This window comes from Levilactobacillus mulengensis, assembly GCF_003946045.1.
Taxonomy (GTDB): Bacteria; Bacillota; Bacilli; order Lactobacillales; family Lactobacillaceae; genus Levilactobacillus; species Levilactobacillus mulengensis.
The window spans coordinates 1-25,903 of sequence record NZ_RHNW01000007.1; the positions used below are offsets into that span (position 1 = coordinate 1).

Sequence of the window (25,903 nt, forward strand, 5' to 3'; positions counted from 1 at the left end):
GCATAAAATCTAATTTAAGTTGCTCCAGTTCAAGTATCCCAAGGGCTGAAGCCTATTTGAGTACTTTCAACCTTTAGATCCTTAAATAGAGAAATTTTAATCTGTGATTCTGCTGAATAATCAGCATGAATTAAGCAATTGACCAGCCCCTCGCGGACCGCGGCAAGTAAGACTTCGCCATTATCCTTTCGATTAATACCATCCAATTCAAATTTATTATCCAATTGACTCTGAATCTTCTGAAAAGTTTGTTCAAAAAAGCTATAGATATTTTGAGGATGATGAGCTTCATTGGACGTGTAAATACGATCTAAATAGTCAACATCAGAAGAATTACGTTTGACAATAAAGTCTAAAAAGAATTTTGGGAAAACTTCGATAATCGAATTATATTTCCCGAACAATAGCAAAGCGGCCTTAGTTAATTGCCATTTCTTATCCTTCAACGCACGATTTCGTTGCATTAAACCAATCATCTTAAGAAATTCCGAAAAATTTTTAGTTAAATATTCATCTTCTTGACTCTGTTGAGAAAGAAAGACTTTGTAATTTTGTAAAGAAACCAAATCTAAATCGTCTAAATCAAAACCAGACAGTAACTCAGAGTCAGTAGTTGTATCAGATTCACGTAAAAAATAACGTAGCAGCTCATCAGACGCCTGACGATCAGCTTCATGATCACGATAAAATGTTTTCTTTATGTTCCCCTTGATATAAATAGGTCGCTTCTTATAAGAAACTTTGGGCACCTTAATAACGACAATTTCTTTTCCCTCAATTGTCTCAACTTCAACATCATCTGAACCCACTACCGCCTGGGAAATAGTCGATTTATCGTTCTGCAAATTCAGAAAATCTATTTTAAGCTTATTGGGATCTGCCACACCAATAACATTGAACTCTTTATTCTTTTTAACCTCGGAAACCCCTAAGATAATTTTACCACCTGCCGTATTGGCAAAAGCGCTCACAGATTCCCAAATACTTCTCGGCAACCCATGTTTCGCAGTTTCCTTGTACTCAAGACGATTACCTTCAATGGGAAGCTTTTTCATTTATGAATTCCCCTCCGATGATATATCATAGATAAAGTTCTAAACCTCACTGTGCTGTAATGCCTATTATATCAACATCTTTAGCAGATACAACAGATATTTTCGTAGATAAGTCGTAGATAAAATTCTATTTTTCTTCCTGCTACCAATATCCCCATCCCGGAACGGTATTTAACCAAACAGCTCTGACTTTATTTCCTCACTCTCTCCAACATGGCCATTATTTTGACGAAAAATTTATTAATCGGCGAAACCGTTCTCCCCATTTATGGTATGCTTAAGGCTGTACTTAGAACAGTTCTTTGAGCAGGTGAATTGATGTCAATTCTCGAAAACTTTTTTCAGGATATTTTTAATATAAAGTCGGTAATTATGGCCCTGATTACTATCGGGCTGATTGCCATTATGATGATTATGACTTATCTAGTCTCCCAACGCAGCATCCGCCGGTCACGCGCCTATACCGTCGCCCTACATCTCGTTGAAGCGGGCGTCGTCATCGGCGGGGTCGGCCTCTTACGCCAGACCTTCTGGGTTCTAAATGGCGGGAGTGTCGCCAACTGGGGTTATGTTATTGCCCAATTAATGATTCTGCTATTTAGCCTTTATGCTATGCGCACACTTGCTGTGACACTGGTCAACCTGATAATGCCGTTCGTGCTCTACGCTCAGGCGCTTCATCTTGGGGCCAGTCCCCGACTCTGGTGGCTCTTTGCCCTGATGATACTGCTACTCTGTGGCGTGATTGGCTACATCAGCCGCAATCAGGAACTGGCCTTGGAATCCGAATGGCGTTACCTCGTGCTCCAATTTCTGTACGGACTAGCTTGGTGCGTTATTATCTGGTCAATCCGGCCATACCATTGGTTTTACGCGGTCAACGTCCTCGTAATTTTCATTCTTTACATGTGGATCATTCGCGTCTTCGTGACCCGGGTCAACCAGATCATCGCCCACTTTGCCCGGCTTAGTCAGGAAGCCAACTACGATGAACTCACCGGTGTTCGTAATCGGGCCAACTTTGATACGACCACGGTCGGTGTCTTCGGCGTTTACCAGCGGCACCCCGCGAAGCCAATTACCATGGCGATGTTTGACATTGACCATTTTAAAATCTTCAACGACGAGTATGGTCATCTCACTGGCGATGCCGTCCTTAAGCACGTCGCACAACACTTTAACCAGGCGCTCACCCGTCAAACCGACACGGGCGAGTTGTTTCGGTACGGAGGCGAGGAGTTCGTTATCATCTTCGAGGACGAGTCACCAAGCGCCGCCGAAGCCATCGTGACGGCTATCCGTAACACGCTGGAGGAACATCCAGTCCACGTTAACGGGCAGAAATTAAGTGTGACAGTCTCGGTCGGCATTTCCGCGCTGCAGCCGGCTGACCTGGACTTTGAGAGCTGGTTCAAACGTGTCGACCACTACCTGTACTTATCCAAGGAAGGCGGCCGCGACCGGATTACGGTTGAAGGTCAGACTCGGAAATTTTAAATTGACTATCTTGATATGAACTAGTAACATTCACAGTTAAGGAAAGGTCGGTTCGCCCGATCGCTAGTTCAGGTACTGCCGAAAACTAGTTATTATGAGTTACCTAAGTGGTCAACTACTCAATTGTAGCTGGCCACTTTTGCGTACTACTCAGGCCCATGCTATGTTATTAGAGCAAGCTGTATGCCACTCACAATTTAATAAATAGCTTACTCCTACAGGTCAATCGCAATCGTTGCAGTTAACCTACTTTTCATTCCAAACAAAAAGACAACCAGCCTCAGCCAATATCCCCCTCCAAAAAGTCAGTCGAACTTTCCGTTATTAGAGATATTAGGCAGAGACTCATTGTCTTAAACAACTGATCAGCCTAAATACGTGATGCGCCCCCCGAGAGTCGAACTCGGATCATGAGGACCGAAATCTCATGTGCTATCCATTACACTAAGGGCGCGCTACGCCTTTATTTTAGTCCTAAATTAGTCCAATGACCAAATAATTTTATCGGGCGCCGGATGCTTTGATGGCTTGTTGTTCTAAATAGTCCTCTGCGGCATCTGAATTTTCGCGGAAATCGGCCACAAACGAGTCACCTTGGGGCTTGACCACAGCGGTCTGATCACCATTAATGTCGGTAACGGTCAAAGTTTCCCCGGCCCAAGCCGCTGTATCGTAGTGCCCGTCTTCAATCTGGTCGAGCACATTTTGAAAAATATCCAGGACGGCCTGCCGGATGATGACGTCTTCACTCACGTCTTCCCCCTGCTGTTTAAGCTGAAGCTGGCGCATCTGAACCTCATCCATATCGGTTGGTACTTGGATAATCATATTTGTTGCCTCCTATAATTAGTTTTATTGCTATTCTAGCACGTTCCGGCAAAGAATAGAGTCAAAGCGTTATCCTTCTCCGCAATCTGGTGTAAACTAAGGATATATGAACGACTATGTTTGATACGTCACGACTGCCAGAACACGACTCACACCTCTGGTAGAAACAACCCCGTGAACAGTAGAAATTGGCTGGCTCGTAGGCGTGACCAGAAGCGGGTCAAGGTGCCCGGCTGTGTCGAGACCATCGGCTGAGTGTTATTCTCAGCTGATGGTCTGGGACGACCTTGGAGACTGCGTTTTCTCAGGCTCTAAGGCGAGGCGGAAGACCGCTTCCCAGGCTGGAGCCGGTCCCCACAGCAGGGCACCTTGAATCCGCTGGCGGGAACAGATGCGATGCACCATTTAATTTCTAACTACGAACCACGTACCGGACATGACTAATTAGTAAACTAGGAGGTGGGGCGACTCATGGAAGACTCGATATTAGACTTTACCACGAACCTGGCCATCCTCCACCGGCAGTTTCAGCGGGCAATGAACCAGATTCTGGAGGCCGACAAGATGCCGGTCAACATCACCGAATTTTATTTGTTAGTGCTGGTCTCCGAAACCAGCCAGCTCAATCAACGGCGCGCCGCATGGACGATGGCGGTCGACGAGGGCTTAATGGCCCGCATGGTCCAGCACCTCGTCAGCCTGTCCCTATTACAAAAAGAAACCGATCCCGATGACCGCCGCAACCGGCGTCTCAAGCTCACCACCGACGGCCAGGAATTGGTCAAACAAGCCATTGCCGTGCTCCACGACTGGTGGCAGGAAGCTACGCCACCAGACAGCGACTTTGATTACGCCAACATCACCACCCAGCTCCAACTACTTTCATCACGTGTTCTCCGTGACCAGCAGTCCGAATCCCACTAGCCACGCCTTTCCCTACTAAGGAGGGATTTTTATGAGTAAAGCCATTACCATTGCCGAGGCCCAGCGTTACGACGCCCACACCATCAACGTGATCGGCATCCCCGCGCTAGTCCTGATGGAACGAGCCGCCTTGGCAACGTTCAACAACATTTTAAATGACGACTTCGACCTGAGCCGCGTCGTGGTCGTGGCCGCTACCGGCAACAACGGCGGCGACGGTATCGCGGTCGCCCGCCTACTCAAGATTCGCGGCATTGACGTGGAAATCTACCTGCTGGGCAACCCCGACAAGGCCACTCCGCAGACTAGCCAACAATTAAAAATTGCGAACTACTACAGTATTCCCGTGACCAACGACCTGAACCACGTGGTCAACGCCACCGTCATCGTCGATGCCATCTTCGGCGTGGGCCTGTCGCGCGAGGTCACTGGTAAATTTGCGGACGCCATCAACGCGATTAACGCGGCCGACGCCAAGACCGTGGCCATCGACGTGCCTTCGGGTATCAACGCCGACACCGGTGACGTCATGGGCGTCGCGGTCGTGGCTGACAGTACCACCACCATGGCCTACAACAAGATTGGCCTGTTGACCACGATTGGCAAGCAGCACGCCGGCACGATTCACGTGGCCGACATTGGCATCTACGCCCAGGATCATTTGGAACACGCCCGGTGATTGGCTGGTGAGTTAACCAACCGAGAATTATTGCTTAGAAAATATCGTAAAACGCGTAAAATGGGATGTGCGAGAGCTGAGTGACTTTCGTGTTTCCCGACTAACGGTTGACCTCCTTAGGGAGTCGGCCGTTTTTTCTTTTGTGCTCACCATTCCGGTCCACCTGCGGCAGTCAGGTACTCCCACCCTATGGGGCACGGTGGAAGCCTGAAAGGCGGTCTTCCACCTCGCCGTCAAGTCTTGCCCAGCCCGCAAGTCTCGCCGACGGCCCGTGCTGTAAGGCCGGGGAAATTCCCCGGCCAACACCACCGACACAGGGTTCCGCACCTGACTGCCTCCGGTTCCCCTGGTTGGCGTTAAAGAAAATGGCCGACGCCACTAGTCGTTCAATCATTCAACTACTATACTAATAGGATTTGGTCGATAGTCTCCGTTAAAATCCCAACCAGGTTTTCCCAAGCCACTTCACAAGCTTTCCCTTCTGAAACCCGGTATACTGGTCACAACAACTATGCTGACAGCCGTGTTGGTTACGCCAGCGTAAGGTGCTGACCACAACCAACACCCAGCATAAATTCACTTGGAGGTGCACCATGACACAACTCGAAACTGGCTTTACCAACGTTCAAGCGCTGGACCCCAGCATTCTGGTCGACCTGCGCTATGCCACCCCTGACAATTTTACCCATCACGTAATTTATGATTTCACGACCGCCATCGCGCGGACCGGCACGGCGAAGAAGCTCGCCAAGGCTAGTGCCCTACTACGCGAACAGGGCTACCGGTTAAAGGTGTGGGACGCTTATCGTCCAGTCCCCGCGCAAGAAAAATTGTATGACGTTTACCCGGACCCCTCGTTCGTGGCGAAACCCAATCCCAATTTCTCCCATCAAAAGGGCGTGACCTTTGACCTGACGCTCTGTGACCTCGACGGCAACGAGTTGGAAATGCAAACACCGTTTGACGACTTCACCACAGCCGCTCACCGGGACCATCCCCGGACTGCAACTCAGGAGAAACACTACCAAATCTTAGACCGCGCCATGCAGGAAGCCGGCTTCTTCGGCTACGAGAATGAGTGGTGGGACTACCGCGACACGCAGATGGACGACTACGAGCCGGCAGCGGCTGATCCAAATGACTTCTAACCTAGTTTAATTAGCCGCAATCACTGAATATTAACGCCTAATTCTGGCGGGACAATCCCAATCAAATTGTCCCGTTTTTTCGATTTCTATTGCAAACTATAAACGATTGACGGCTTATATTGTTATTATTTATTTTACGACTTATACTTTAAATACCAAATAAATACACTAGGGGTATAAATCATGAAAAATAGACTTTGGACCATTCCATTTCTGCTATTTTCAGTCACTTTGATTGCATCGATTAACCAACCAACTATTAATGTGAGTGCCGATTCTCAGGACACATCTTCTGTTACTGCTAAAGTTCCTGACCATGCTGAGCTTTCTGGGAGTGGCGTTTTTATCCTGCAACCTACCATCCCTAATAACGGCAATAAGCTTATCATCGACAGTCCTGATCCTAAAAATGATACTTATCCTTCCTACTACTCCACCGATGGCTCTTTTGCAGGAGAAGACTTTGAGATTCCAGGAGCCAAAGACTATCCCATGACTAATGACACCATCCTTATTAACGCGACTACCGGAAAAGTCTTTTATGGCGTATTTTTAGGCGGGAACCATGCGGATATCGATAAGCTTTATTATCAGTACGTCCCTACTGACATGACCCTCAACGGCGCAACCAATCCGGTCAAGGTTACTTTGAACTTTTATGATTCCGCGGATCCAACCCACGTCATTCAAACCAAGACAATCGAATCTGGCATCGGCGCCGATGACCCATTGTTCGCTCACGAAATTACCGGTCTAAAAGGTGTTAACGTTCCTATTAAGGGCTACACGCGCGATACTAATAAACCTGCAACGGCAGACACTGACTCAGCCAAGACGACTAATACAGCCACAGTCAATTACTACTACACCAATGACTCAGACGCTAACACACCAAGTGACCACCCTGGTACCAAGACTTCAGGTACCGCTGACAGTACTTCAAGCAACGTAAGCAACACCAGCAACACTTCAAGCACCACTCCAGCTACCGCAAGCAGTAGTAGCGCATCCCTCACAACATCTGGCGCCGCTGACCAAGCCGACACCACCAAAGCTTCTGTCGTCAAGGGTTCAGCCGTTTACGCGACCCAAAAGATTTCGCTCTACAGCAAGCCAACCTTCACCAAGGCTACGCGGGCACACTGGTACACCAAGCAGACTCGGCCAAATCGACCCCAATTTGTCGTCACCGGTTACGCCCGGTCCAACGCTGGTCGGCTCCGTTACCGCGTCCGCTCACTTGACGGCCGCACTGGCTACATCACGGCCAATGCCAATTTTGTCCGCAACACTTACTACCACGCCAATCCCAAGACCATCCGCGTCATCGGTAATCACGGTCTCAACGCCTACCACAAGGTAAACTTGAGCGGCAAAGTGCGGCACTACAAGCGCGGGACCACGCTGAAGATCAAACGGATTGAGAAGCACAACCTGACCACTCGGCTGGTTCTCACTAATGGCACTTACATCACCGGGAACAAGACCTTAGTCATTAAGAAATAGGGTCACCCCGTTGTCACCACTATACCTAAACACCCCTAGTCCGTTGGCTCAGTTGCCGACGGACTTTTTGATTCACTGGTTTTCTCTCCCCACTATGACGCCTATAATGTAGATTATTAAGTCATTTAGGAGGACCACCCATGCTTACGGGTTTACTAACCGTGTTCATCGTCTATGCCGTTTTCGTTGTCATTTTTGTCATCCTGACACTTTACCTGATTCACGTTTACAACCGCTTACGAACGGGTAAATATGACGTCAGTGTCCAGGACCTCGCCCGTCACACCATTGCGCAGGACCAATTCTTCCAAGAACATCCGGCAGAAAAACGTGTGAACGACGCTTACAAACCTCGGATCCAAATATCTTCATACATCTTTCTCGCAGCCGTTATTTTGCCAATGCTGTGGATCGTTATGTTCCCTGGGGTGGGCTCACCGACTGCCGTCTTGAGTCTGATTGCGATTTTTGCCATCGCCGTTGGGCTTTCACAATGGCGAATGTTCTCGACCAAACGCCAACTGCGCCAAATCTACCGCCAGAACAACCTACTAATGGCTACCCACGTTCGGGTCAGCCAGCTGGGGACCGTCTTTCAAATTTACATGGTCGTCTTCGCCTACGCAACGCTGCTGGTCGACGCTATCTATACCATTTTTTGGTTCTGATTTACCAAGAGAAATTACCTGCTAATCCCAAAGTTTCATGCTATACTATAGCCAATCAAAAAAAGAAGCTGGTGGTCGTACACCAACTTCTCAGATGTTAGCTAGCCGTTACAAGGGCAATAGCCGATTAGGTTCAACCCATGTTGCGAGTCTTCCCAAACCGTCTAGAGTTTGAGGGAAGGCTTATTTTTTTGGCTTTTGCTGGTCGCGCCAAATCTGGTATAAAAATACTGCCAGAGCCAACACGAAAGACATCCAGTCGCCCAATAGCTAAGTTCCTCTCGACAGATTTTTGTTGCATTGGCTTTCACCTATCCTTTTCAATGCCTAAAAAAACAGACGATTGCGTCGAACGAAACCAGCACACCCCTCTAACTTCTACTAATTTTCAGCATACCAGAGTCGTTCACCAAAACCGACTAATCACGCAGAGAAACCAAAATCGCCTATAAATCCCGTTATATCAAGGATTTATAGGCGATATTTTTATTCATTCATCATAAATGAATGATCCGGAATTCGAATCAAGGTGAAGCGGTTGGCGAGGCGACCCGCGTGGAGGCCAATGCCGTTCACGAAGGACTTCTTATAGGTCGTTTCGATGACGCCGACCCAGGCCTTTTGGTGCCGCTGATCATACTTGGCCACCTGTTTGGTGTTCCACTTGTACGCCGAAGCCGGCAGGTTAATGGCCTTCTTGCCCGCCGAAACGGTCGCGTCGGTACTGCTGACCTGGTATTTTTCCCCTTCGGTCAGGTATGTATAGGTCTGCACGGGCTTCTTCCCGGTGCTGTTGTTCACAGTCACGTAGTACGCGGACCCGCTACCACTCCCGGTATTGATGACCAGTGGTTCGTAACGGGTGGTCTGACTGACCCGGTCGCCCAATTGGTTGACGTTTTGGAAGAAAGTCGTGTAACTCATCCCACCGAAGAACGCCAGCCAAACGACCAGCTCAATCGTTGAAATGGTAAAGTTCCGCCACGAAAAGCTGTGGTGTTCCTTCACAATGAGGCGAATCCGCCGCACGCGCATGTCGTGGACCATCCAGACCAGCGTTACGAGGACGAGCAGCCAGAGTGCCATCCCCACCAAATTCCATGTCGATTTCATTTTCCCAGTTCCCTTCCAGAGTTAAGCCGCAAAATTCGGGTAAATCTTCTCTCTAATAGCTTACGAGATTCGTGCCGGGAATACAAGCCACAGTCCCGGCCAATTTCAATGGTATACTGAAGTCAATTTTCTATATAAGGAGGAATCCCTTGTGTGTACTAGTCTAACCTATACGGCCGCGACGAGCCACCACTTTTTTGGGCGAACCATGGATTTTCCCACGACCACACCCTGGCGCCCGGTTTTTCTGCCCCGGCACTACCAGTGGCAAACGGCCCTGGACACCAAGCGCACCACCCGCTACGCCTTACTGGGCGGCGGTCGCATCTCGACAGACTTTTCCGCGTACCTGATGGCCGACGGTGTAAATGAAAGCGGTCTCACGTGTGCCGAACTCTACCTGCCCGGCGCCGTCGATTACGCCGACGACCCGGTCCCTGGTCACACCAACCTGACGCCCCAAGACTTCATCAGCTGGGTCTTGGGCGAGCACGCAACGTTGGCCGAGGTCGTGGCTGACCTGCCCCACGTGACCCTCGTCGGTCGTAAATGGGGCGCGGATAAGTACGTCTACCCCTTCCACTGGATTCTCAGTGACCGGTCGGGGCAAACGCTAGTCATCGAACCCACTGGCGGTCCACTGACCGCTGAACCTGATGCGGCCGCCGTTCTGACCAACACCCCGGTCTTAGCCACCCACCTAAAAAATCTCAACGACTTTCTCGGTGTTGCCGGTGCGGACTTCACCCCGGCCACCATCACCGCCGCCAAATCCTACATAGCGAGTGGCGCGCCACTCCCCGCTGGCCCGGTTCCCACGCGGCGCTTCATCCACATGGCTATTCAACGTTGGGGCACCCCCACGATTGCCACGACCGACGCCACGGTCACCCAACTTTTCGACTGGTTAGCGGCCGTTATTTTGCCGTACGACCCCGCTCGCCGCGACCAAGGTAACCATAATTACACCCATTATCGCGGAATTATCGATTTAAACCGGCTAACCTATTTCTTTATGTCACGAACAACTAACCGGCTGCAACAAATCACTTTGACTCCTGAAATGGCGGCCCACCGGCATTTTCCACACGCCTATCCCGCTGATTAACGACTTATATTGCAAAACTTAATTTTCACTTTAATCCGATTGATACTGCTTTGAGACATTTCTGTAACAACTCCCTGATAGTATTAAGCATGTTGATTCGCAACGAGTAACACTAAATACTAAAAAATAAAACTTAAGGAGTTTGTTTACATTTATGAAGAAGACGTTTACTGATATCGTATTGACTGTTATGGCCACTATCGCATTTGCTATTGCCGGGTTTGCTATTACCCAACCCGCTACCGCCCAAGCTGACAGCACCATCTCTTACGACAAGATCCACAAGGTTGCCAAAGCCCAATTAGGTAAGCCTTACGGTTGGGGCTCAACTGGTCCTTCCCGCTTTGACTGCTCTGGTTTTACCAGCTATGTTTACAAGAAGGGTGCTTCCAAGCGGATTCCCCGGACTGCCCAAGCCCAATACAACAAGTACAAGCACGTGAGCTACAAGAACATCAAGAAGGGTGATTTGGTCTTCTTCGGTGGGTCTAAGCGTTCTATCTCCCACGTTGGTTTGTACGTTGGTAACGGTCGGATGATCGATTCCCAAAACCGTGGTGTGGTGACCGAAGCCGTTCACGCCCCATGGTGGCACGCTGTTGGTTACGCCCGCGTTGGTAACGTGGTCGCCGACTAGTCTAAGCTTCACAAACAGTTCCAACCTTCATAAATGAAATAAACTGTATCCCCCGTCGTACGTCGCGACGGGGGATTTTTGGGTTAAGAGTGTGGAACGAGCCGCTTAGGTCCTGAGCATTAACGTCGGCTAAGTGATGACCCCGGGCTTGGGTCATTGCTTAGCCGGGGTTAAGCGCAGGGACCTGGCTCGTGGAACACGTTTCGGAGGCCGCCAGGACAAGGATATATTGGCGAGAGAAAACCTAACGACCTAAATCAACGTCCCCACCACTAAATTAATATGTCGCAATATCAATCAATAAGCGATTCACCACAAAAAAGGCTTGGCCCGTAGCCAAACCCTGTTAACGACGCAATGCTAATTTTATTGGTCGCTTGAAAATCAATTCTGACACGCCTAACCGGTTAGCTAACCACAGATAGAGGCCTAACGTGATCAGTCCCAGGACGCCGACGTAGCCCATCGCCAGTAACTTACTGGTGAAGAAGAAGTTCCCAATCAACCACTGACAGCCATCGACCAGAATCGTGGCGACCACCGCAAAGACCAGGTTTAGCCGCGCAATCGGTCCGATAGCCCGCAGCTTGACCGCGTAGCTTCGGCGAATCAAGCGCCAGCTAACGACCGTGATCCAGCCAAAGGCAATCGCCGTGGTCAACAGCGCCCCGTAGCCTTGGAAGCAGTAAACCATTGGCAGTTGGAGGACAATCTTAATACCCAAGCCCGTCAATAGGTAGGTCGTGGCTTTTTTGCTCATCCGCAATGCCTGTAGCACCGTCAGGAGGTCCAACGCCAACCCTAACACCAGGCTCTGCCAAACGTTGGCGACCAGGTACGTGGCCCCGGCCCCATCGAAGTTAAAGAAGATGCCGTAGGTTGGGTAGGCAAAGACGCTGACCAGAATCACTAGTGGTAACAGCACAAACGTTAACAGCTGGAAATTATTCGTTAACAGCGCGCCAATTTGCGGCCGGTTTTCCTTAATGTTCCCGAGCTTGCCGGCCAACAATGGCAAGGACGTTTCCGCCACCGCCATCGCCAACGAAACAATCACCGTGGTGATCTTGTTGGGGTTGGCCGAGAAAATCGTGAACACATACTGGGTCATCGCCGCCGACTGATGGAGCAGGCCCTGCATGATTTGCTTAAAGAACAACTGATCCACTAATTGACTGAGGGTAATCCCAGACCCGACAATCACAAAGGGAATCGATTCGTAGCCAATCATTTTTAACAGCTGACCAGCGGCATGTTGCTTCCCGGTCTGGCTCTGCGCCGTTAACTGCCGATACGTGCCCCGTTGGCGCCACAGGTGGCCTAGCAGGTATAGGTAACTGGCAATCGCCCCGACAAACGCCGCGGCAACACTGATAAAGACGGCCTGAACGTAGCTTTGGTGCCAGACTTCAATCAACAGATAGGTGCCACCCAGAATCACAATGATCCGGATGAACTGTTCCCACAACTGCGAAATCCCAAACGGTTTGAGGTCTCCATTTCCCTGGAACCAGCCCCGTAAAATACTCATCGAGGGTAAAATCACGATTGCCGGTACCAGGCAGCGAATCGCTACCGTGGCGTTGGCTACCGAACTCACGGGACTGTTGGCGGCCAGCACCGGCGCGAGGCCGTACAGCAGGCCCCCACAGATGATCCCGGAAAGCACCATGAAGCCGAACCCGGCAAACGCAATGTGTTTGGAGTTAATGAAGCTGTCCTCACCATTAAAGAACGCCACCCGCCGGGCAATCGCCGACGGAAACCCCGCCGTCCCTAGCGCAATGAACAACGCATAGGGCGTGTAGGCCGTGTTAAACAGCGCCTGAGCTACGGTCTGGTTCGTGGGCGACCCAATCATCGCCAACCAGGGAATCAGGTAAACAACCCCCAGCACCCGTGAAAAAATGCTCCCAAACGAGAGCCAAAATGATCCTGAAATTATTTTTTTATCCATATATAGTGCACTCACCAATTCATTTCTAAGAAAAAAGCATCACCTGCTAGGATACGCCTCTCATCCCCGGCTGTACATAACCAATCCATCGGGTACGGGCCAAACCGGGTTGTCAGCCCTGCTGGACTGGTGAAAATGTTTGCTGGATTTCGTTCCCGCCGGTGGGTTCAAAGCGCCCTGCTGTGGGACCCGGCTCCAGCCTAAGAAACGGTCTTCCGCCTCGCCTTGAAGCCTCGCTAAAGTTCGCGAGTCTCCAAGGTCGGTCCACGCTCTAGACTGAGCAGCCCCCTCAGTCAAGACCGTCGACACAGCTGGTCACTTTGACCCACCTCTGGTCACTAACTCTTGCGAAGTCATTTTCACCAGTCTGGCAGCTGAACATCCGTCTGGCTCATAACCATAAATTGACTACTTAACTTAACTACCAACACAGTAATCCATAGTACCTTAAAAGGCACCACCACAGACGAATCCGTGGTGGTGCCTTTATGAACAATTATTTAAATAACAATCAATCTTAACCGGAGGAAGCCAGGGTGGAACCCTGGAAGCCGCAGGTGATCAATCATCCACAATCCCGGTTATTTTTGAACAGAGGGATGGGCGGTGAACCATTCGGTCATGTCGTCCAGCCGTTGGACCCGTAAGTTTGGCAGGCCGCCACGGGAGATGCCGTGGAAGCTTTGTGGATAACGAACCATGTCGGCGTCGACCCCGTTGCGTTTGACCGCGGTGAAGAATTCTTCCGACTGGCTGATTGGACACCGCATATCCCACTCGCCGTGGAGCAGGCGAATGGGTGTCGTGACGTTTTGCGCGTAGGCTAACGGCGACTGTTTCCAGTACGATTCCGCCCCGCCCTCGGCAAAGAGGTCGATGTCCAGTTCTTCTGGGTTAAAGTAAAAACCGATATCACTGGTCCCAAATAAGCTGATCCAATTGGTCACGGCGCGTTGGGAAACCGCGGCGGCGAATCGCTTGGTGTGCCCCACGGCCCAGGTCGTCATGAAGCCACCGTAAGACCCGCCGGCAATGTATTGTCGGTCGGCATCCAATTGTGGGAACTTCTCGAGTGCCACGTCCAGGCCGGTCATCACGTCGTTGAAGTCATCCTCGCCGTAGTGCCCGTTCACGTTGCTTTCAAACGCCTGACCATAACTAGTTGACCCACGGGGATTAAAGAAGACCACCCCGAAGCCACGGCTAGCGTGCACCTGAAATTCATAGAAGAACGTTTCGCCATAGTTGGCATGCGGTCCCCCGTGAACGTACAACAGGACGGGTTCCTTGGGTGCACTCGTTTGCGCTGGTAAATACCAGCCTTCTAGCGCTTGACCATCTTCGGATTCGAAGTCAAAGTGCTGTGGATGGGCAAATTCATGCGTATCTTCGTAAGCGGCGTTGGGATCGTAGGTGACGGTCTCTTGACCGGTCGCCACGTTTAACGTCACTAATTCACTCGGCTTGTCTTGGTAGGACACGGCCAAAGCGACGGTCTGTTCATCAACTACGGTGAAGTCCACAATCTGGCGCGCGGTGTCATCCACCAATTTCACGCCACTGGCATCCCCCACGTAGAGTTGACTATGGGCGTGGAAGCAAGCGGCGAAGACGAATTGGTCGGCACTGAGCCAACGCACCAATTTACCGCCAGCCTGTTGCACGAAGTCGCCGGCAAATTCTGGGGCTAGGTCGGCTTGTAAGTCTGGCGTCACGTCGGTCAACTCACCCGTTTCGCGGTTGCCCAAATACAGGGTCGCCACAGTATGCCGGCCAGCCTGACCGTCGTCACCAATCAGGGCCACGTGAACCCCATCGGGCGCGAACGTGGCATCCTCAAAATGGCCATGAGCGAGGCTAGCGGTCAAATCAACGGTTGCGCCGGTCTGGGTATCCAAACTATAGGCGCCATGCGCAAAATTCCGTTCGTCGGCGGGATCATCATCCCGTAAAACCGTGACGTAACGGCCATCATCGCTGACGGAGGTCAAACTAAAATCGAAGCCTTGTTGGCAAATTTCAGTGACTTCGCCAGTGTCAACTGCCAGACGGCGCAAGCGATAGGTCACATCTAAGGGCAACCAGCCGTAGCCATCGGCCTTGTTGATGAGCTTGTCCACGTGCCGCGTTTGCGGGAAGGCTTGGGGACTTGGTAACTTAGGCTGTTCAGCCGTTTCTGTTGTTTTAAAGAAGACGCTAGTGCCATCCGCCGAGGCGATAACCGTATTCACGGCCTCGTTCGGCGTGGTCGTCGTGACTAATTTGGCCTCGCCACCCGCTAAAGCCACTTGGAACAATTGCGCCTTCGCGTCGCCAACCGTTGCCGCGTAAAAGAGCTGCGCACCAGCGACTGCGGGCTGCACGTTAAGCTTGCCATTGGCGCCGACCGTCTGAGTATGACCAGCGGCGTCAACACGTTTGAGCTGCGCGCGATAATCATTGGCAGCCTCATCAATACTATTTTCAACGAAAAAGACTTGGCCGGCAGCGGCTAACGGCTGGGCCACCGATTTTAATTTGAAAAGATCTTGTGCACTGACACCTTTTGGCATACGCATCGCTCCTAATTATAAATTTTCTCATTGCTTTCTCATTTAATGATTGGCTTTCATGTTAGCCTAGTGCCCGGCGGATGTCAATTACCAATCTATCCGTTTGCGGGCAAAACTTCTGTTGGCGTTAAACTTTCGTTGCTTTCGCCTCCGGGATGGTGAAAATGGGCCGTGACGCTGTGGGCGCCGCCTGAAGCCTGTGGGGGCGGTCTTCAGGCTTACTTTGAGCCGAAACTCACGTCTCAAAGATAGCAGTTGCCTAAGCGGTAAACCGCTAAGGCAACTCCCACGGCTGAGCTCATTTTCACCATCCCTGCGGCTGACACTAGTTTGGCCCGCAAAGATAGTTTGAATTGACAGTTTTATTGAGTTCCACTTCTTCAACTGCTATGGGGTCGGTTCCAGCCCAAGTGCAGGCTTCCACCTCGACTTTGAGCCAAAAGGCGGTCTCAAAGGTCGTCCCGTGGGCTAGGCTGGCACAAAACGCCAGCCAAGACCACCGACACAGCTGGACACTTTGATCCGCCTCTGGTCACTCATACTGGCCACGCTAGCCCATTTTCACCATCCCTGCGGCTAACACTAGTTTAACCCGCAACGACAGATTAAATCGATATTTCTAAATCTACTCTCTCCAAAACCGCTAGCTATCTCAGAATCTCCCTCACACCACAAACCCCGGAAAACTGCTAAACTAAAGTTATCCATTATATGTTGTTGCCACATTGATTGGTTAACGCAACCAGTCGTGGTCTCAACATAAATTTACTGATAACCAAGGAGCGTGTTTTCCATGAAAATTGCGATTGCGGGTGCTGGGGCGATGGGCAGCCGGTTTGGCGTTAAGCTACAAGCTGCCGGTAACCAAGTGACCCTGATTGATAACTGGGCCGACCACGTGGCGGCGATTAACCGCGACGGACTGATTGTGACTACTGATGACGGAGCTGACCACGTTTATCCCATGACGGCCATGGCACCACAGGACGTGACCGACCACTTTGACCTCGTGATTCTGTTTACCAAGGCCATGCAGATGGACCAGATGCTGCAGGATCTCGGCGACGTCCTCAACAATCAGCCGGCCGTATTGACGCTGGCTAACGGGATTGGCAACGTCGAGACCATTGAACGGCACGTGCCCAAGGCCCAAATCGTGGTCGGCACGACTGTTTGGTCCTCTGGCATGACGGGTCCCGGCCACATCAAGGTGACGGGGACCGGGAGTATTTCCCTTCAGGCCGTGGTGCCGGATGCCTTTCCGAATCTGCCAGCCATCCTGGATACGTTGAACGGCGCCGGCCTGCATGCCAGTGAAGCCGCCAACGTCATGGCCGCCATCTGGAAAAAGGCTGGCCTGAACAGTGTGCTCAACACCTACTGCACCCTGTTCGACTGCAACATTGGTGAGTTTGGCGCCCTACCCAACTGGCGGACGTTAAATGATGCGGTGCTCAATGAGTTTCAAGCCGTGGCCGACGCGGCTAAAATTCAGTTCAGTGCTGCGGACGTGACGGACCTGATTGCCGCGCAGTTTTCACCGGAAACCAATGGCGGCCACTACCCCTCCATGCATCAAGACATGGCCAATCGGCGGCCGACCGAAATTGATTTTCTCAACGGCTACGTCGCTAAATTAGGCGCCCAACTCAACGTGCCGGCACCGACGAACGCCATCCTGGCCCAAGCGATTCACGCCCAAGAAACCCTTAAAGGTATCTAACGGAAAAATCGGTTGACCACGCTCTGTGGTTTTACTACCATATGTAGAATTAAGCTAATTTTTGCCCCCATATCTAGTTGTTTTTTTGCCGGATTCATCGTAAGATGGGTGTACGGGCATTTTTCAGGTCGGTTGCTTCCAACGACCGCAAGTGCCAGCAAACCTAGGAGGGCAAGAGACGATGGACGTTATCAGAAGATCACAAACGACGATGGACCCAAGCGGCCTTACCGTGGAAACCCCGGACGGTAAACACGCTCCGTTCAATTCCAAAAAGATCCATGCAGCCCTCGCTAGCCTGACCAACGACCCAACCGTTGTGCACCGGGTAGAGAGCTTAATCGTCGCCCAATTGGCTGGTTTTGACGTGGTAGCCACTGGAACCATTACCGCTACCATCGTAGAAACCTTGGAACAACTGGGATACGCGCATATGGCCCAAAGCTATTTAAAGGCGAGTCACTAATTTCAACTACAAAAAAAGCTGACCAAGAAATCACTAGGATTTCCGAGTCAGCTTTTCTTTTTGTCCCACATTTTTTCGCCAGCCGTGAAACCCGGCCAACGGAACGTGGTTTATAATCATTTCAATAAAAAACCGACCAGCACTCCCCCGAGAACTGATCGATCCATTCTATGAGCTTAATTGTGATTCCAAGTGATGGAGTTCTGCGGTCCGAACATCCCGTGGCAAGAACCGCCGAATCTCTTCTTCGTTGTAGCCCACTTCAAGCCGCTTGTCATCAAAGATGATGGGCCGCTTGATCAAGTCGGGGTACTTCACAACGAGATCAACTAATTGGCTAACTGATAAACTGTCCAAATCAACGTGCAGTTCCTTAAACACGTTGGACCGCGTGGAGATAATGTCTTCACTTCCGTTTTCAGTTAAACGGAGAATCTGTTTAACTTCGGCAGCATTCAATGGCTTTGACTTGATATTACGTTCACTGAAAGCAATATCGTGTCCCTTCAGCCAAGCGCGTGCTTTCCGACTGGATGCGCTACTTGGTGCAATGTACAAATTAATCATATTCAGCACTTCCTTATCGTTGGATTGAGTAACGATAACAGACAACATAACAAAGTTCACCTAAACAATTTATCGAACTATCTAGTAGAACCAACTTATATGTTACCACAATTGAATGAATAATCAACCTTTTTTGGAAACTTTCTAAATAAGGGGCAACATTTTTCAGTGGGTTGGTTGGGATTCCCAACCATTTCCGTTCACCCCCGTTACTTTGTGATAAACTGGGCGAATTCCCGAAACTTCGGCCTGTAACGGGGCCACAAAGTTTTGCAAGTCAACCAATTATCCACCGATAGGTTACGGACTTTTACGAACATACCTCCCGGGCGTCTCTTTTTTATCTAATTGGATTTATATTCATTTTACTAGTATTATTATTCATATCACGCAATTTAATCGCTTTAGACCGCCTAGCCATTCGCCGAAAATTGGTTAAACATTAGTTTTTCCAAACTCACGGACAATTATTCCATTATTTCCGGACCGAGTGGCGTAAAATAAGAACCAACGATTCTATTCATTTTGGAGGGATTCTCTTGGAAATCTTCTATGCTGTCCTGCTGCTAGTCCTTGCGACGATCGTGGCCAATACGATTTACCCCTATTTTCCGGCCATTCCGCAGGCGTTTTACCAAATCTTTGTGGGGGGCCTACTCTCGTTAGTGCCCCTGTATCACCATTTCATCCTCGAGCCTGAAGTCTTCATGCTTCTAATCATTGCGCCGTTAATGTTTTACGACGGCCGCAACGCCAACGCCGGTGAACTGCGGAAAAACATGGGCTCGGTGATGTCCATGGCCGTGGTGCTGGCCATCCTGACCGTTGTCCTCTTAGGCTACCTCAGCCACGCCGTCCTCAGTGCCCTACCATTAGCGCTGGCCTTCGCGCTAGCCGCTATCGTGACACCAACCGATGCCGTCGCAGTGGGCTCTATCACCGCCAACATGGCTGTGCCCGAGCGCGTCATGGGCATGTTGGAACGGGAGTCGCTGTTCAACGACGCTTCCGGTTTGGTTGCCTTCAGCCTGGCCCTGACTGCCTTTACCACTGGGAAATTCTCCCTAGGCGGCGGGATCAAACATTTCCTCATCGTCTTCTTCGGGGGACTCCTGATTGGCCTGATTCTCGGGGTCGTCGCCGTCTGGTTGCGGGTCTACCTGGTCCGCGGCGGGATGGACTCCTCCAGCGTCATTGTGCCTTACGATGTTGTCGTGCCTTTCATCATCTATTTAGCCGCTGAACACATTGGCCTATCCGGTATCTTGGCGGTCGTCGCTGCCGGCCTGATGTTCAGTATCTCGACCGACCAACTGCGCCTATCCAGTACCCAACTCCAGCTGGTTTCACGTTCTACATGGCACATTCTCACCAGTATTTTAAACGGCTTCGTCTTCGTCCTATTGGGCGTTTCGCTACCAACCGTCTGGGTAAATATTCAGCGTGATAGCACCAAATCCATTCCCACCTACGTCCTGCTAGCAGTCGTGCTCTACGTGGTCATGCTAGCGTTGCGGTACCTGTGGATTCGGTTCGACTGGGCCCTGATTCGTTCACAAAATACGGACCGCCGGCACAACGCCCTGATTGGCGCCCTCTCCGGTGTGCACGGAACCATTACGTTAGCCATGGCCTTCTCGCTACCCCTAACGTTAAACGGTCACGCCTTCCCGTTCCGAAATTCCATGATCTTCATCGCGGCCGTTGTCATCATTTTGAGTTTACTCGTGCCCACCTTTATCATGCCGATGCTACTACCAAATAAGAAAGTGGCCGTCGACCCAGCCGAGGCCCTACGCGAACGTAAAGCCTTAGTGGCCTACGCAACGGAACGCTTAGCGCAAGAAAATCCGGACATGCCTAGTGCCACACAGGCTGTGATTGAAACGCTAAACAGTCAAGCGACGACGGAACGTCCCGACCGACAGAAGATGAGTGAAATTCTCAATCACGCGACTCAAATTGAAGTGAATACCGTCCAAAAACTCGCCGACAATGGCACCATTTCCCAAGGATTTGCCAGTCGTTACGTGCGGATTCTCCTGATGAAATCGCAAATGAGTCACAACAACCCCTTCGTCAATTCCACGCTGTGGATTCGTTTCATCTGGCATCGACTGACCCATACGTTCAGCCGCCGGCGCCACCGTGAACAGCGAATCGCGCAACAGGAGAAGTGGTTGAAACAACATCCACAAACGGCGGAACAAGAACGGTTACGCGCCGAACGCATCAAGCAAGAACGCCAACCCCGCCGCTTCCGTCGCCGCCGCGATCCAGCGGCTGATGAACGCCGCCGGGAAAACTACCTTAAGATTGAACAGGACGTGTACAACGACGTCATCGCTTACCTGACGGACATTTCCAGTGTCGACAACCAAACGGAAGTCAACGCCGTGCGGAACTACTACAATGCCCGGCACCGGCGCTTTGCCTCCAAGGAAATCACCGACCAGCAAAACGAGCTGTTCATCCAGGCCTTCCAGTATGAATACACTTATATTCGGCAACGTCGGAGTGCTAAGGAAGTTTCGCCTGAGCTGGCCGAAGAACTGTACCAACATGTATCGACGGACCAGATGCTCTACATGCAAGAAAGCTCAGCTGCGGACTAAACTTTTCGCCTCCGGGCGGGTGCAACTGGGCCGTGACGCTGTGACGTGTTCTGTCGTTCCCGGCGGCGAATTCAAAGTGCCCTGCTATGGGGTCGGTTCCAGCCTGAAAACCAGGCTTCTACCTCAACTTTGAGCCAAAAAGCGGTCTCAAAGGTTGTCCCGTGGGCTAGGCTAGCAAAGAACGCCAGCCAAGACCACCGACACAGCTGGGAACTTTGATCCGCCTCTGGTCACTCATACTGTCTGTGCTGGCCCATTTGCACCCGCCCCGCGACTTACACTGTTTTAGACCGTAGCCGCTCTGCACTGGTCAATTGTTTATTACCACAACCGCAATTTAAATTAGTCCCCTTCTTGCCAATTTACCCAAGAATATTCCTGAACGAGTAATTAAATTTCTGAGTGCCGTTCAATATACATTGGTACTGGCGTCGCTTGTGAAATTCAAATGGGTAAGTGGCGGGGTTCGCTTTCGTTTTGCCGTTTCTTAATTTTCACTGGTCTAGCCCGGTATCATAGGCTTTGACGCTTGTTTTCAACCTGATTTCGGTGGCTCCGGCCTCTTTGTAATATTTCCGTCACATTTTCTTCACAAATTGTTGGTATAGTAATTGCATAACTTACGACTAAACAAACGAATAAGTTACCAATTTTACTCCTCCAAGTAAAAAACGGGCGGCACTGCTACTGCAACCAGCCCACTCCAAACGTAAGATACGTTATTCTCAAAGCGACGACGCAGACGATCAAGGTCTGGCCGCCGTTTTTTGTTACCCTGAAACTGTCTTGGATTCAATTCAAGTAACAGCCCGTCGTCTGATTTAACCGGCTAACCTTCTTCCCCCCTACAGTTGGCGGGCTCAAAATACAGGCAAACACCACGAAATGATTTGCAGGGGGCGGGCCCCAAACCAGTCTCAGCCGCAGGGATGGTGAAAATGGGCTCAGCCGTGGGAGTTACCTTAGCGGGTTCCCCGCTTAGGTAACTGCTATCTTTGAGACGTGAACTTCGGCTCAAAGTAAGTCCGAAGACCGCACCTCAGGCTTCGGACGTGCGCCCACAGCGTCACGGCCCATTTTCACCATCCCGGAGGCGATGACAAATACAAATTTCAGCCCCCTGCAAATCGTTTCGGCGGGAGAAAATTGGAAAAATTTACGATTTTAGCCAGCTAAAATTTACACGCAACCCAAACTAGCTTATAATTTCTTTAACACGTTAAAGATTTCGGCGTCTTTTCGCGAACGGTCTGCCAGCAACTGGTCTACGTGACCCGTGGCCAGCCAGACTTCCTATTGGAGGGTGACAATTAATGAAGCTGACAATTTTATCGACAAGTGATACCCACGGGTACGTCTTCCCCACGAACTACGTGAAAAAGGGGAGCCACCAGGGGTTTGGCCTGGCCCGCGCGGCCACGGTCATCGCCCGCGAGCAAGCCGCTGCCAAGGAACAGGGACCCGTTGTGACCATTGAAAATGGCGATTTCCTGGAGGGATCCCCGTTGGCCTACTACGTGGCGCGCGTCCAACCCGACCGCGACCCGCAGCCCCTGCTCAACATTTATAACCAGATTGATTATGACTGCGGAATCCTCGGCAATCATGAGTTTAATTATGGTCAGGCTTACTTACAGGCCGCCATTCGAGATGCCAAACGCACGATTCTTTGCGCCAACATTTTGGATAAAAATGGCGACCCCGAATACGGTCAGCCCTACAAGATCATTGAAAAAGACGGCATCAAAATTGGTGTGCTGGGTCTGACCACCCAAGCCGTTTACAAATGGGAAAAGGCCACCAATATCAGTGGCCTGCAGTTTGAATCGGCCTTCATCGCCGCCAAGAAATATGTCCCCATTATCCGGGAACAGGCTGACGTGGTCGTTGTGTGCTACCACGGTGGCTTTGAGCGCGACTTAACCACCGGTCAGCCCAATGACATTCACGTCGGCGAAAACGAGGCCTACCACATCTTAGAGGCCATTCCGGGCATCGACGCTTTGGTCACCGGCCATCAGCATCGCCAACTCGCCACCGATGTCTTTGATATTCCCACGACCCAACCTGGTTTTCGCGGTCAGGCCGTGGGTAAGATCACCCTGGACCTCGACCGCAACGCTGCGGGCAAGGTCACGGTGACCCAGCACCACTCCGAACTGGTCTCCGCTCAAGAAGCACCGCTCGACAAGAAGGTCCTCGCCGCCGCCAATGGCTTAAACGATGCCGTTGGCCACTGGCTGGATCAACCGCTCGGCCACATTAAGGGCGACATGACCTTTGACGACCCGTTTGACGCGCGGATTCACGAGACCCCCTACATTGAGTTTATTCAAAAGGTTCAAATGGCAACGATGGGCGCGGACATTTCCGCTACCGCCCTCTTTAACAACGAGGCCCGTGGCTTTGAAAATCCCATCACCATGCGCAACATCATGACCAACTACGTGTACCCGAACGGCCTGTCCCTTTTGAAAATTACTGGGGCAGACTTACGGGCGGCCTTAGAGGTCAGTGCGCGCTACTTTAGCGTGAAGGACGGTCAAATCATTGTGAACCCGGCCTTTATCCACCCGAAACATCGCCAGTACAATTACGATATGTACGAAGGCATCGATTACACGTTGAACGTGGCGAACCCCGTTGGCCAACGCGTGGAACGGCTAACGTACCACGGGCAACCCGTGACGCCGGACCAACCGCTGCGCATCGTGCTCAACCAATACCGCGCAGTCGGTGGCGGCCATTACGCCATGTTTGGCGCCGACAAGATCATTGCCGAGAGCCAGGGCGCGATGAGTGAAATCATTGCGGATTATCTGCAGGAACACCCAACCGTCGACGCCACAGCCAACGCCAACTTCACCATCATCAACGAGCCTCGGGGATAGCGCTTCGATTTCGCCTTACCGGGCGGCGCAAATGAGCCGGAACGCTGTGGGCAGAACGCCTGAAGCCTGAGAAACGGTCTTTAGGCTCGCTTTGAACCGAAAACCACGTTTCAAAGTCGCCATTCCATATTCGAAAATTCTTTCCGAATATAGAATCCCACGGCTGACACTGGCTCACGCCGCTGTACGTTGATGTCGATGATTACGTCCGTTTTCATTAATTATTTCAAAAACACGCTACATACAAAAAGGGTTATCCGTAGCCAACTACAATCGTGGTTGGCATACGGATAACCTTTTTCTTTGGCAACTAACTAGCGCTAGCGGCCTTTTTCTTTTTCTTCTTTTTGGCTTTTTTCTTTTCGTCACCGACGTACTCGACCGCCGTGGACTTACGAATCGTGGTGACCTTAATCTTACCTGGGTAAGTCAACGTCGCTTCGATCTGCTTGGCCACTTCTTGGGTCAGGTTGGCTGCGGCCGTGTCGTCCAATTCCTTAGGCTTCACAATGATCCGCAACTCACGACCGGCTTGGATGGCGTAACTTTCGGCCACACCCTCTTGGTCGTTGGCAATCTTTTCCAACGCCCGCAGCCGGTTGATGTAATCTTCAACGGATTCACTCCGGGCACCAGGTCGGGCACCGGAAACCGCATCGGCTGCGGCAACCAGGTCGGACAGTGGCGAGGTCTTCTCGACGTCCCCATGGTGCGCGGCAATCGCGTTGATGACCACGTCTTCTTCACCGTATTTCTGAGCAAATTCCGTCCCGATTTCCACGTGGGTGCCTTCGACTTCGTGGTCGATGGCTTTCCCCAAGTCATGGAGGAGGCCGGCCCGCCGTGCTAAACGGGTATTGTACCCCAGCCGTGCGGCCATGGCGCCAGTCAACTGGGCCACTTCAATCGAGTGCAAGAGCACATTTTGCCCGTAACTGGTCCGGTACTTGAGTCGACCGATCAGTTTCATCAAATCGGGGTGCATCCAGCCCACATGCAACAGGCTGACGGTCTGTTCCCCGGTTTCCCAGAGGCTGTGGTTGACGTCACGTTGGGCGTTTTCCACTTGCGTTTCAATCTGGTTCGCGGAAATTCGCCGACTGGCGACCAAATTGGTGAGCGCCACCCGGGCTACTTCCCGGCGAATCGGGTCATGCGTGCTAATGAACAACGTGGTGTTGTCATCCGGCACAAAAATCAGGTCCGTCCCGGTCAGCGTTTCCAGCAAGCGAATATGCTGGCCATCGCGACCGATGATTTTACTACGGATTTCGCCGTTGGGGACGGTCACCGTGTGTTCCATGTGTTCCTTCGGCAGGTCTTGCGGCCCACTTTCGGTGGCGGATAACACGACGTCCTTGGCCCACTTCTCGGCGTTGGCCACGGCGTTATCGTTCAACGCCTTGACCTCGACGTCACGGTCGCGGGTCAATTCTTCTTCGGTGTGTTGGATGACGTGGTCTTGGGCGGCCTTTTCATCCATCCCCGCCCGTTCTGCCAACGTCTCGTCACGCTTGGTGCTCAGTTCTGTGGCTTGATTCTTCAATCCATGAATGGCTTGACGCTGGTCACGGTTGGCTTGGCTGCGTTCATCGAGCATCGCGGTTTGATCATCTAACCGCACGGCCATCTGGCCTAACAGTTGTTCACGCTGCTGACGACGCTGTTCTCTAACGGCAATGTCACTTTTTTGTTCGGTTAATTCATCTTTAACTGACTGCTGATAGGCTAAGGTCTCGCGCCGACTCTTTTCGTGCAGCTTTTGTACGCGCTGCTGGGTCTGGGCGTTGGCCTGAGCAATGATGTCTCGGGCCTGTTCCTGCACCGCCAGAAGTTCCTGACGATGTTTATGCTGGCGCACCAGATAGCCGGCTACCAGCCCAATCAGCAGGAAACCGATAACGAGTCCTGTGATTAACAATTTATTCGTGCTCCTTAGTTTTCAGTCCCGACGAGGCGCCGGGTGGGT

Annotated in this window: 19 protein-coding genes and 1 tRNA gene; 12 read left to right on the forward strand and 8 right to left on the reverse strand. The window is 51.3% G+C overall.

Annotation, left to right across the window (positions count from 1 at the left end):
• Positions 1-29: 29 nt before the first annotated feature.
• Complete coding sequence (locus tag EKM84_RS07770; protein WP_125765198.1) at positions 30-1,055, reverse strand: AlbA family DNA-binding domain-containing protein; 1,026 nt, start codon at positions 1,053-1,055, stop codon at positions 30-32.
• Between the two features lie 318 nt (positions 1,056-1,373).
• Here EKM84_RS07770 and EKM84_RS07775 point away from each other — a divergent pair, with 318 nt between their 5' ends.
• Positions 1,374-2,552 carry a GGDEF domain-containing protein gene (locus tag EKM84_RS07775; protein ID WP_125765199.1) on the forward strand — a complete coding sequence of 393 codons (1,179 nt, stop codon included), beginning with the start codon at positions 1,374-1,376 and terminating at the stop codon, positions 2,550-2,552.
• A gap of 382 nt (positions 2,553-2,934) precedes the next feature.
• On the opposite strand, the gene EKM84_RS07780 is transcribed toward EKM84_RS07775, so the two are convergent.
• Both EKM84_RS07780 and EKM84_RS07785 read right to left on the reverse strand, forming a co-directional pair.
• Positions 2,935-3,006, reverse strand: a tRNA-Arg gene (locus EKM84_RS07780).
• Positions 3,007-3,053: 47 nt separating this feature from the next.
• The gene (locus EKM84_RS07785; RefSeq protein ID WP_125765200.1) at positions 3,054-3,380 is read right to left on the reverse strand and encodes a hypothetical protein; all 327 of its coding nucleotides are present in this window, start codon (positions 3,378-3,380) and stop codon (positions 3,054-3,056) included.
• A gap of 471 nt (positions 3,381-3,851) precedes the next feature.
• On the opposite strand from EKM84_RS07785, the gene EKM84_RS07790 reads away from it, so the two are divergent.
• The 5 genes from EKM84_RS07790 (at position 3,852) to EKM84_RS07810 (ending at position 8,305) form a co-directional block, all read left to right on the forward strand.
• Complete coding sequence (locus EKM84_RS07790) at positions 3,852-4,304, forward strand: MarR family winged helix-turn-helix transcriptional regulator (RefSeq protein ID WP_125765201.1); 453 nt, start codon at positions 3,852-3,854, stop codon at positions 4,302-4,304.
• Between the two features lie 31 nt (positions 4,305-4,335).
• On the forward strand, positions 4,336-4,983 hold the full coding sequence (locus tag EKM84_RS07795; RefSeq protein WP_125765202.1) for an NAD(P)H-hydrate epimerase: 648 nt from the start codon (positions 4,336-4,338) through the stop codon (positions 4,981-4,983).
• A gap of 593 nt (positions 4,984-5,576) precedes the next feature.
• Positions 5,577-6,131 (forward strand): M15 family metallopeptidase, encoded by a 555-nt coding sequence (locus tag EKM84_RS07800; protein ID WP_125765203.1) that lies wholly within the window; start codon positions 5,577-5,579, stop codon positions 6,129-6,131.
• A 183-nt stretch (positions 6,132-6,314) separates the two neighbouring features.
• On the forward strand, positions 6,315-7,637 hold the full coding sequence (locus tag EKM84_RS07805) for a DUF5776 domain-containing protein (protein ID WP_125765204.1): 1,323 nt from the start codon (positions 6,315-6,317) through the stop codon (positions 7,635-7,637).
• 140 nt (positions 7,638-7,777) lie between these two features.
• Positions 7,778-8,305, forward strand: a complete 528-nt coding sequence (locus EKM84_RS07810; protein WP_125765205.1) for a hypothetical protein — start codon at positions 7,778-7,780, stop codon at positions 8,303-8,305.
• A 486-nt stretch (positions 8,306-8,791) separates the two neighbouring features.
• Here the strand turns inward: EKM84_RS07810 and EKM84_RS07815 are convergent, their stop codons facing one another.
• Complete coding sequence (locus EKM84_RS07815) at positions 8,792-9,418, reverse strand: LVIS_2131 family protein (protein WP_125765206.1); 627 nt, start codon at positions 9,416-9,418, stop codon at positions 8,792-8,794.
• 151 nt (positions 9,419-9,569) lie between these two features.
• Here EKM84_RS07815 and EKM84_RS07820 point away from each other — a divergent pair, with 151 nt between their 5' ends.
• Both EKM84_RS07820 and EKM84_RS07825 read left to right on the forward strand, forming a co-directional pair.
• Complete coding sequence (locus EKM84_RS07820) at positions 9,570-10,526, forward strand: linear amide C-N hydrolase (RefSeq protein WP_125765207.1); 957 nt, start codon at positions 9,570-9,572, stop codon at positions 10,524-10,526.
• Positions 10,527-10,680: 154 nt separating this feature from the next.
• Positions 10,681-11,163: a C40 family peptidase gene (locus EKM84_RS07825; protein WP_125765208.1), complete on the forward strand. Its 483-nt coding sequence runs from the start codon at positions 10,681-10,683 to the stop codon at positions 11,161-11,163.
• 346 nt (positions 11,164-11,509) lie between these two features.
• Here EKM84_RS07825 and EKM84_RS07830 read toward each other — a convergent pair whose 3' ends face one another.
• Together EKM84_RS07830 and EKM84_RS07835 are read right to left on the reverse strand one after the other, a co-directional pair.
• Complete coding sequence (locus tag EKM84_RS07830; protein WP_125765209.1) at positions 11,510-13,120, reverse strand: polysaccharide biosynthesis protein; 1,611 nt, start codon at positions 13,118-13,120, stop codon at positions 11,510-11,512.
• A 581-nt stretch (positions 13,121-13,701) separates the two neighbouring features.
• Complete coding sequence (locus EKM84_RS07835; protein WP_125765210.1) at positions 13,702-15,672, reverse strand: S9 family peptidase; 1,971 nt, start codon at positions 15,670-15,672, stop codon at positions 13,702-13,704.
• 793 nt (positions 15,673-16,465) lie between these two features.
• Here EKM84_RS07835 and EKM84_RS07840 point away from each other — a divergent pair.
• The gene (locus EKM84_RS07840; RefSeq protein ID WP_125765211.1) at positions 16,466-17,395 is read left to right on the forward strand and encodes a ketopantoate reductase family protein; all 930 of its coding nucleotides are present in this window, start codon (positions 16,466-16,468) and stop codon (positions 17,393-17,395) included.
• Between the two features lie 181 nt (positions 17,396-17,576).
• Entirely contained in the window at positions 17,577-17,861 is a 285-nt protein-coding gene (locus EKM84_RS07845) for an ATP cone domain-containing protein (protein WP_125765212.1), read from the forward strand.
• 168 nt (positions 17,862-18,029) lie between these two features.
• Here the strand turns inward: EKM84_RS07845 and spx are convergent, their stop codons facing one another.
• The gene (gene spx / locus EKM84_RS07850; protein WP_125765213.1) at positions 18,030-18,428 is read right to left on the reverse strand and encodes a transcriptional regulator Spx; all 399 of its coding nucleotides are present in this window, start codon (positions 18,426-18,428) and stop codon (positions 18,030-18,032) included.
• Positions 18,429-18,967: 539 nt separating this feature from the next.
• Here spx and EKM84_RS07855 point away from each other — a divergent pair.
• Both EKM84_RS07855 and EKM84_RS07860 read left to right on the forward strand, forming a co-directional pair.
• Positions 18,968-21,043, forward strand: a complete 2,076-nt coding sequence (locus EKM84_RS07855; RefSeq protein WP_125765214.1) for a cation:proton antiporter — start codon at positions 18,968-18,970, stop codon at positions 21,041-21,043.
• A gap of 1,313 nt (positions 21,044-22,356) precedes the next feature.
• Positions 22,357-23,934: a bifunctional metallophosphatase/5'-nucleotidase gene (locus tag EKM84_RS07860; RefSeq protein ID WP_125765215.1), complete on the forward strand. Its 1,578-nt coding sequence runs from the start codon at positions 22,357-22,359 to the stop codon at positions 23,932-23,934.
• Positions 23,935-24,244: 310 nt separating this feature from the next.
• Here EKM84_RS07860 and rny read toward each other — a convergent pair whose 3' ends face one another.
• The gene (rny, locus tag EKM84_RS07865) at positions 24,245-25,855 is read right to left on the reverse strand and encodes a ribonuclease Y (protein WP_125765216.1); all 1,611 of its coding nucleotides are present in this window, start codon (positions 25,853-25,855) and stop codon (positions 24,245-24,247) included.
• Positions 25,856-25,903 lie beyond the last annotated feature (48 nt).

Coding starts and splice junctions, on each gene's coding strand:
- EKM84_RS07770 (WP_125765198.1), bottom strand. CDS start 1,055: ATGAAAAAGCTTCCCATTGAAGGTAATCGTCTTGAGTACAAGGAAACT.
- EKM84_RS07775 (WP_125765199.1), top strand. CDS start 1,374: ATGTCAATTCTCGAAAACTTTTTTCAGGATATTTTTAATATAAAGTCG.
- EKM84_RS07785 (WP_125765200.1), bottom strand. CDS start 3,380: ATGATTATCCAAGTACCAACCGATATGGATGAGGTTCAGATGCGCCAG.
- EKM84_RS07790 (WP_125765201.1), top strand. CDS start 3,852: ATGGAAGACTCGATATTAGACTTTACCACGAACCTGGCCATCCTCCAC.
- EKM84_RS07795 (WP_125765202.1), top strand. CDS start 4,336: ATGAGTAAAGCCATTACCATTGCCGAGGCCCAGCGTTACGACGCCCAC.
- EKM84_RS07800 (WP_125765203.1), top strand. CDS start 5,577: ATGACACAACTCGAAACTGGCTTTACCAACGTTCAAGCGCTGGACCCC.
- EKM84_RS07805 (WP_125765204.1), top strand. CDS start 6,315: ATGAAAAATAGACTTTGGACCATTCCATTTCTGCTATTTTCAGTCACT.
- EKM84_RS07810 (WP_125765205.1), top strand. CDS start 7,778: ATGCTTACGGGTTTACTAACCGTGTTCATCGTCTATGCCGTTTTCGTT.
- EKM84_RS07815 (WP_125765206.1), bottom strand. CDS start 9,418: ATGAAATCGACATGGAATTTGGTGGGGATGGCACTCTGGCTGCTCGTC.
- EKM84_RS07825 (WP_125765208.1), top strand. CDS start 10,681: ATGAAGAAGACGTTTACTGATATCGTATTGACTGTTATGGCCACTATC.
- EKM84_RS07830 (WP_125765209.1), bottom strand. CDS start 13,120: ATGGATAAAAAAATAATTTCAGGATCATTTTGGCTCTCGTTTGGGAGC.
- EKM84_RS07835 (WP_125765210.1), bottom strand. CDS start 15,672: ATGCCAAAAGGTGTCAGTGCACAAGATCTTTTCAAATTAAAATCGGTG.
- EKM84_RS07840 (WP_125765211.1), top strand. CDS start 16,466: ATGAAAATTGCGATTGCGGGTGCTGGGGCGATGGGCAGCCGGTTTGGC.
- EKM84_RS07845 (WP_125765212.1), top strand. CDS start 17,577: ATGGACGTTATCAGAAGATCACAAACGACGATGGACCCAAGCGGCCTT.
- spx (WP_125765213.1), bottom strand. CDS start 18,428: ATGATTAATTTGTACATTGCACCAAGTAGCGCATCCAGTCGGAAAGCA.
- EKM84_RS07860 (WP_125765215.1), top strand. CDS start 22,357: ATGAAGCTGACAATTTTATCGACAAGTGATACCCACGGGTACGTCTTC.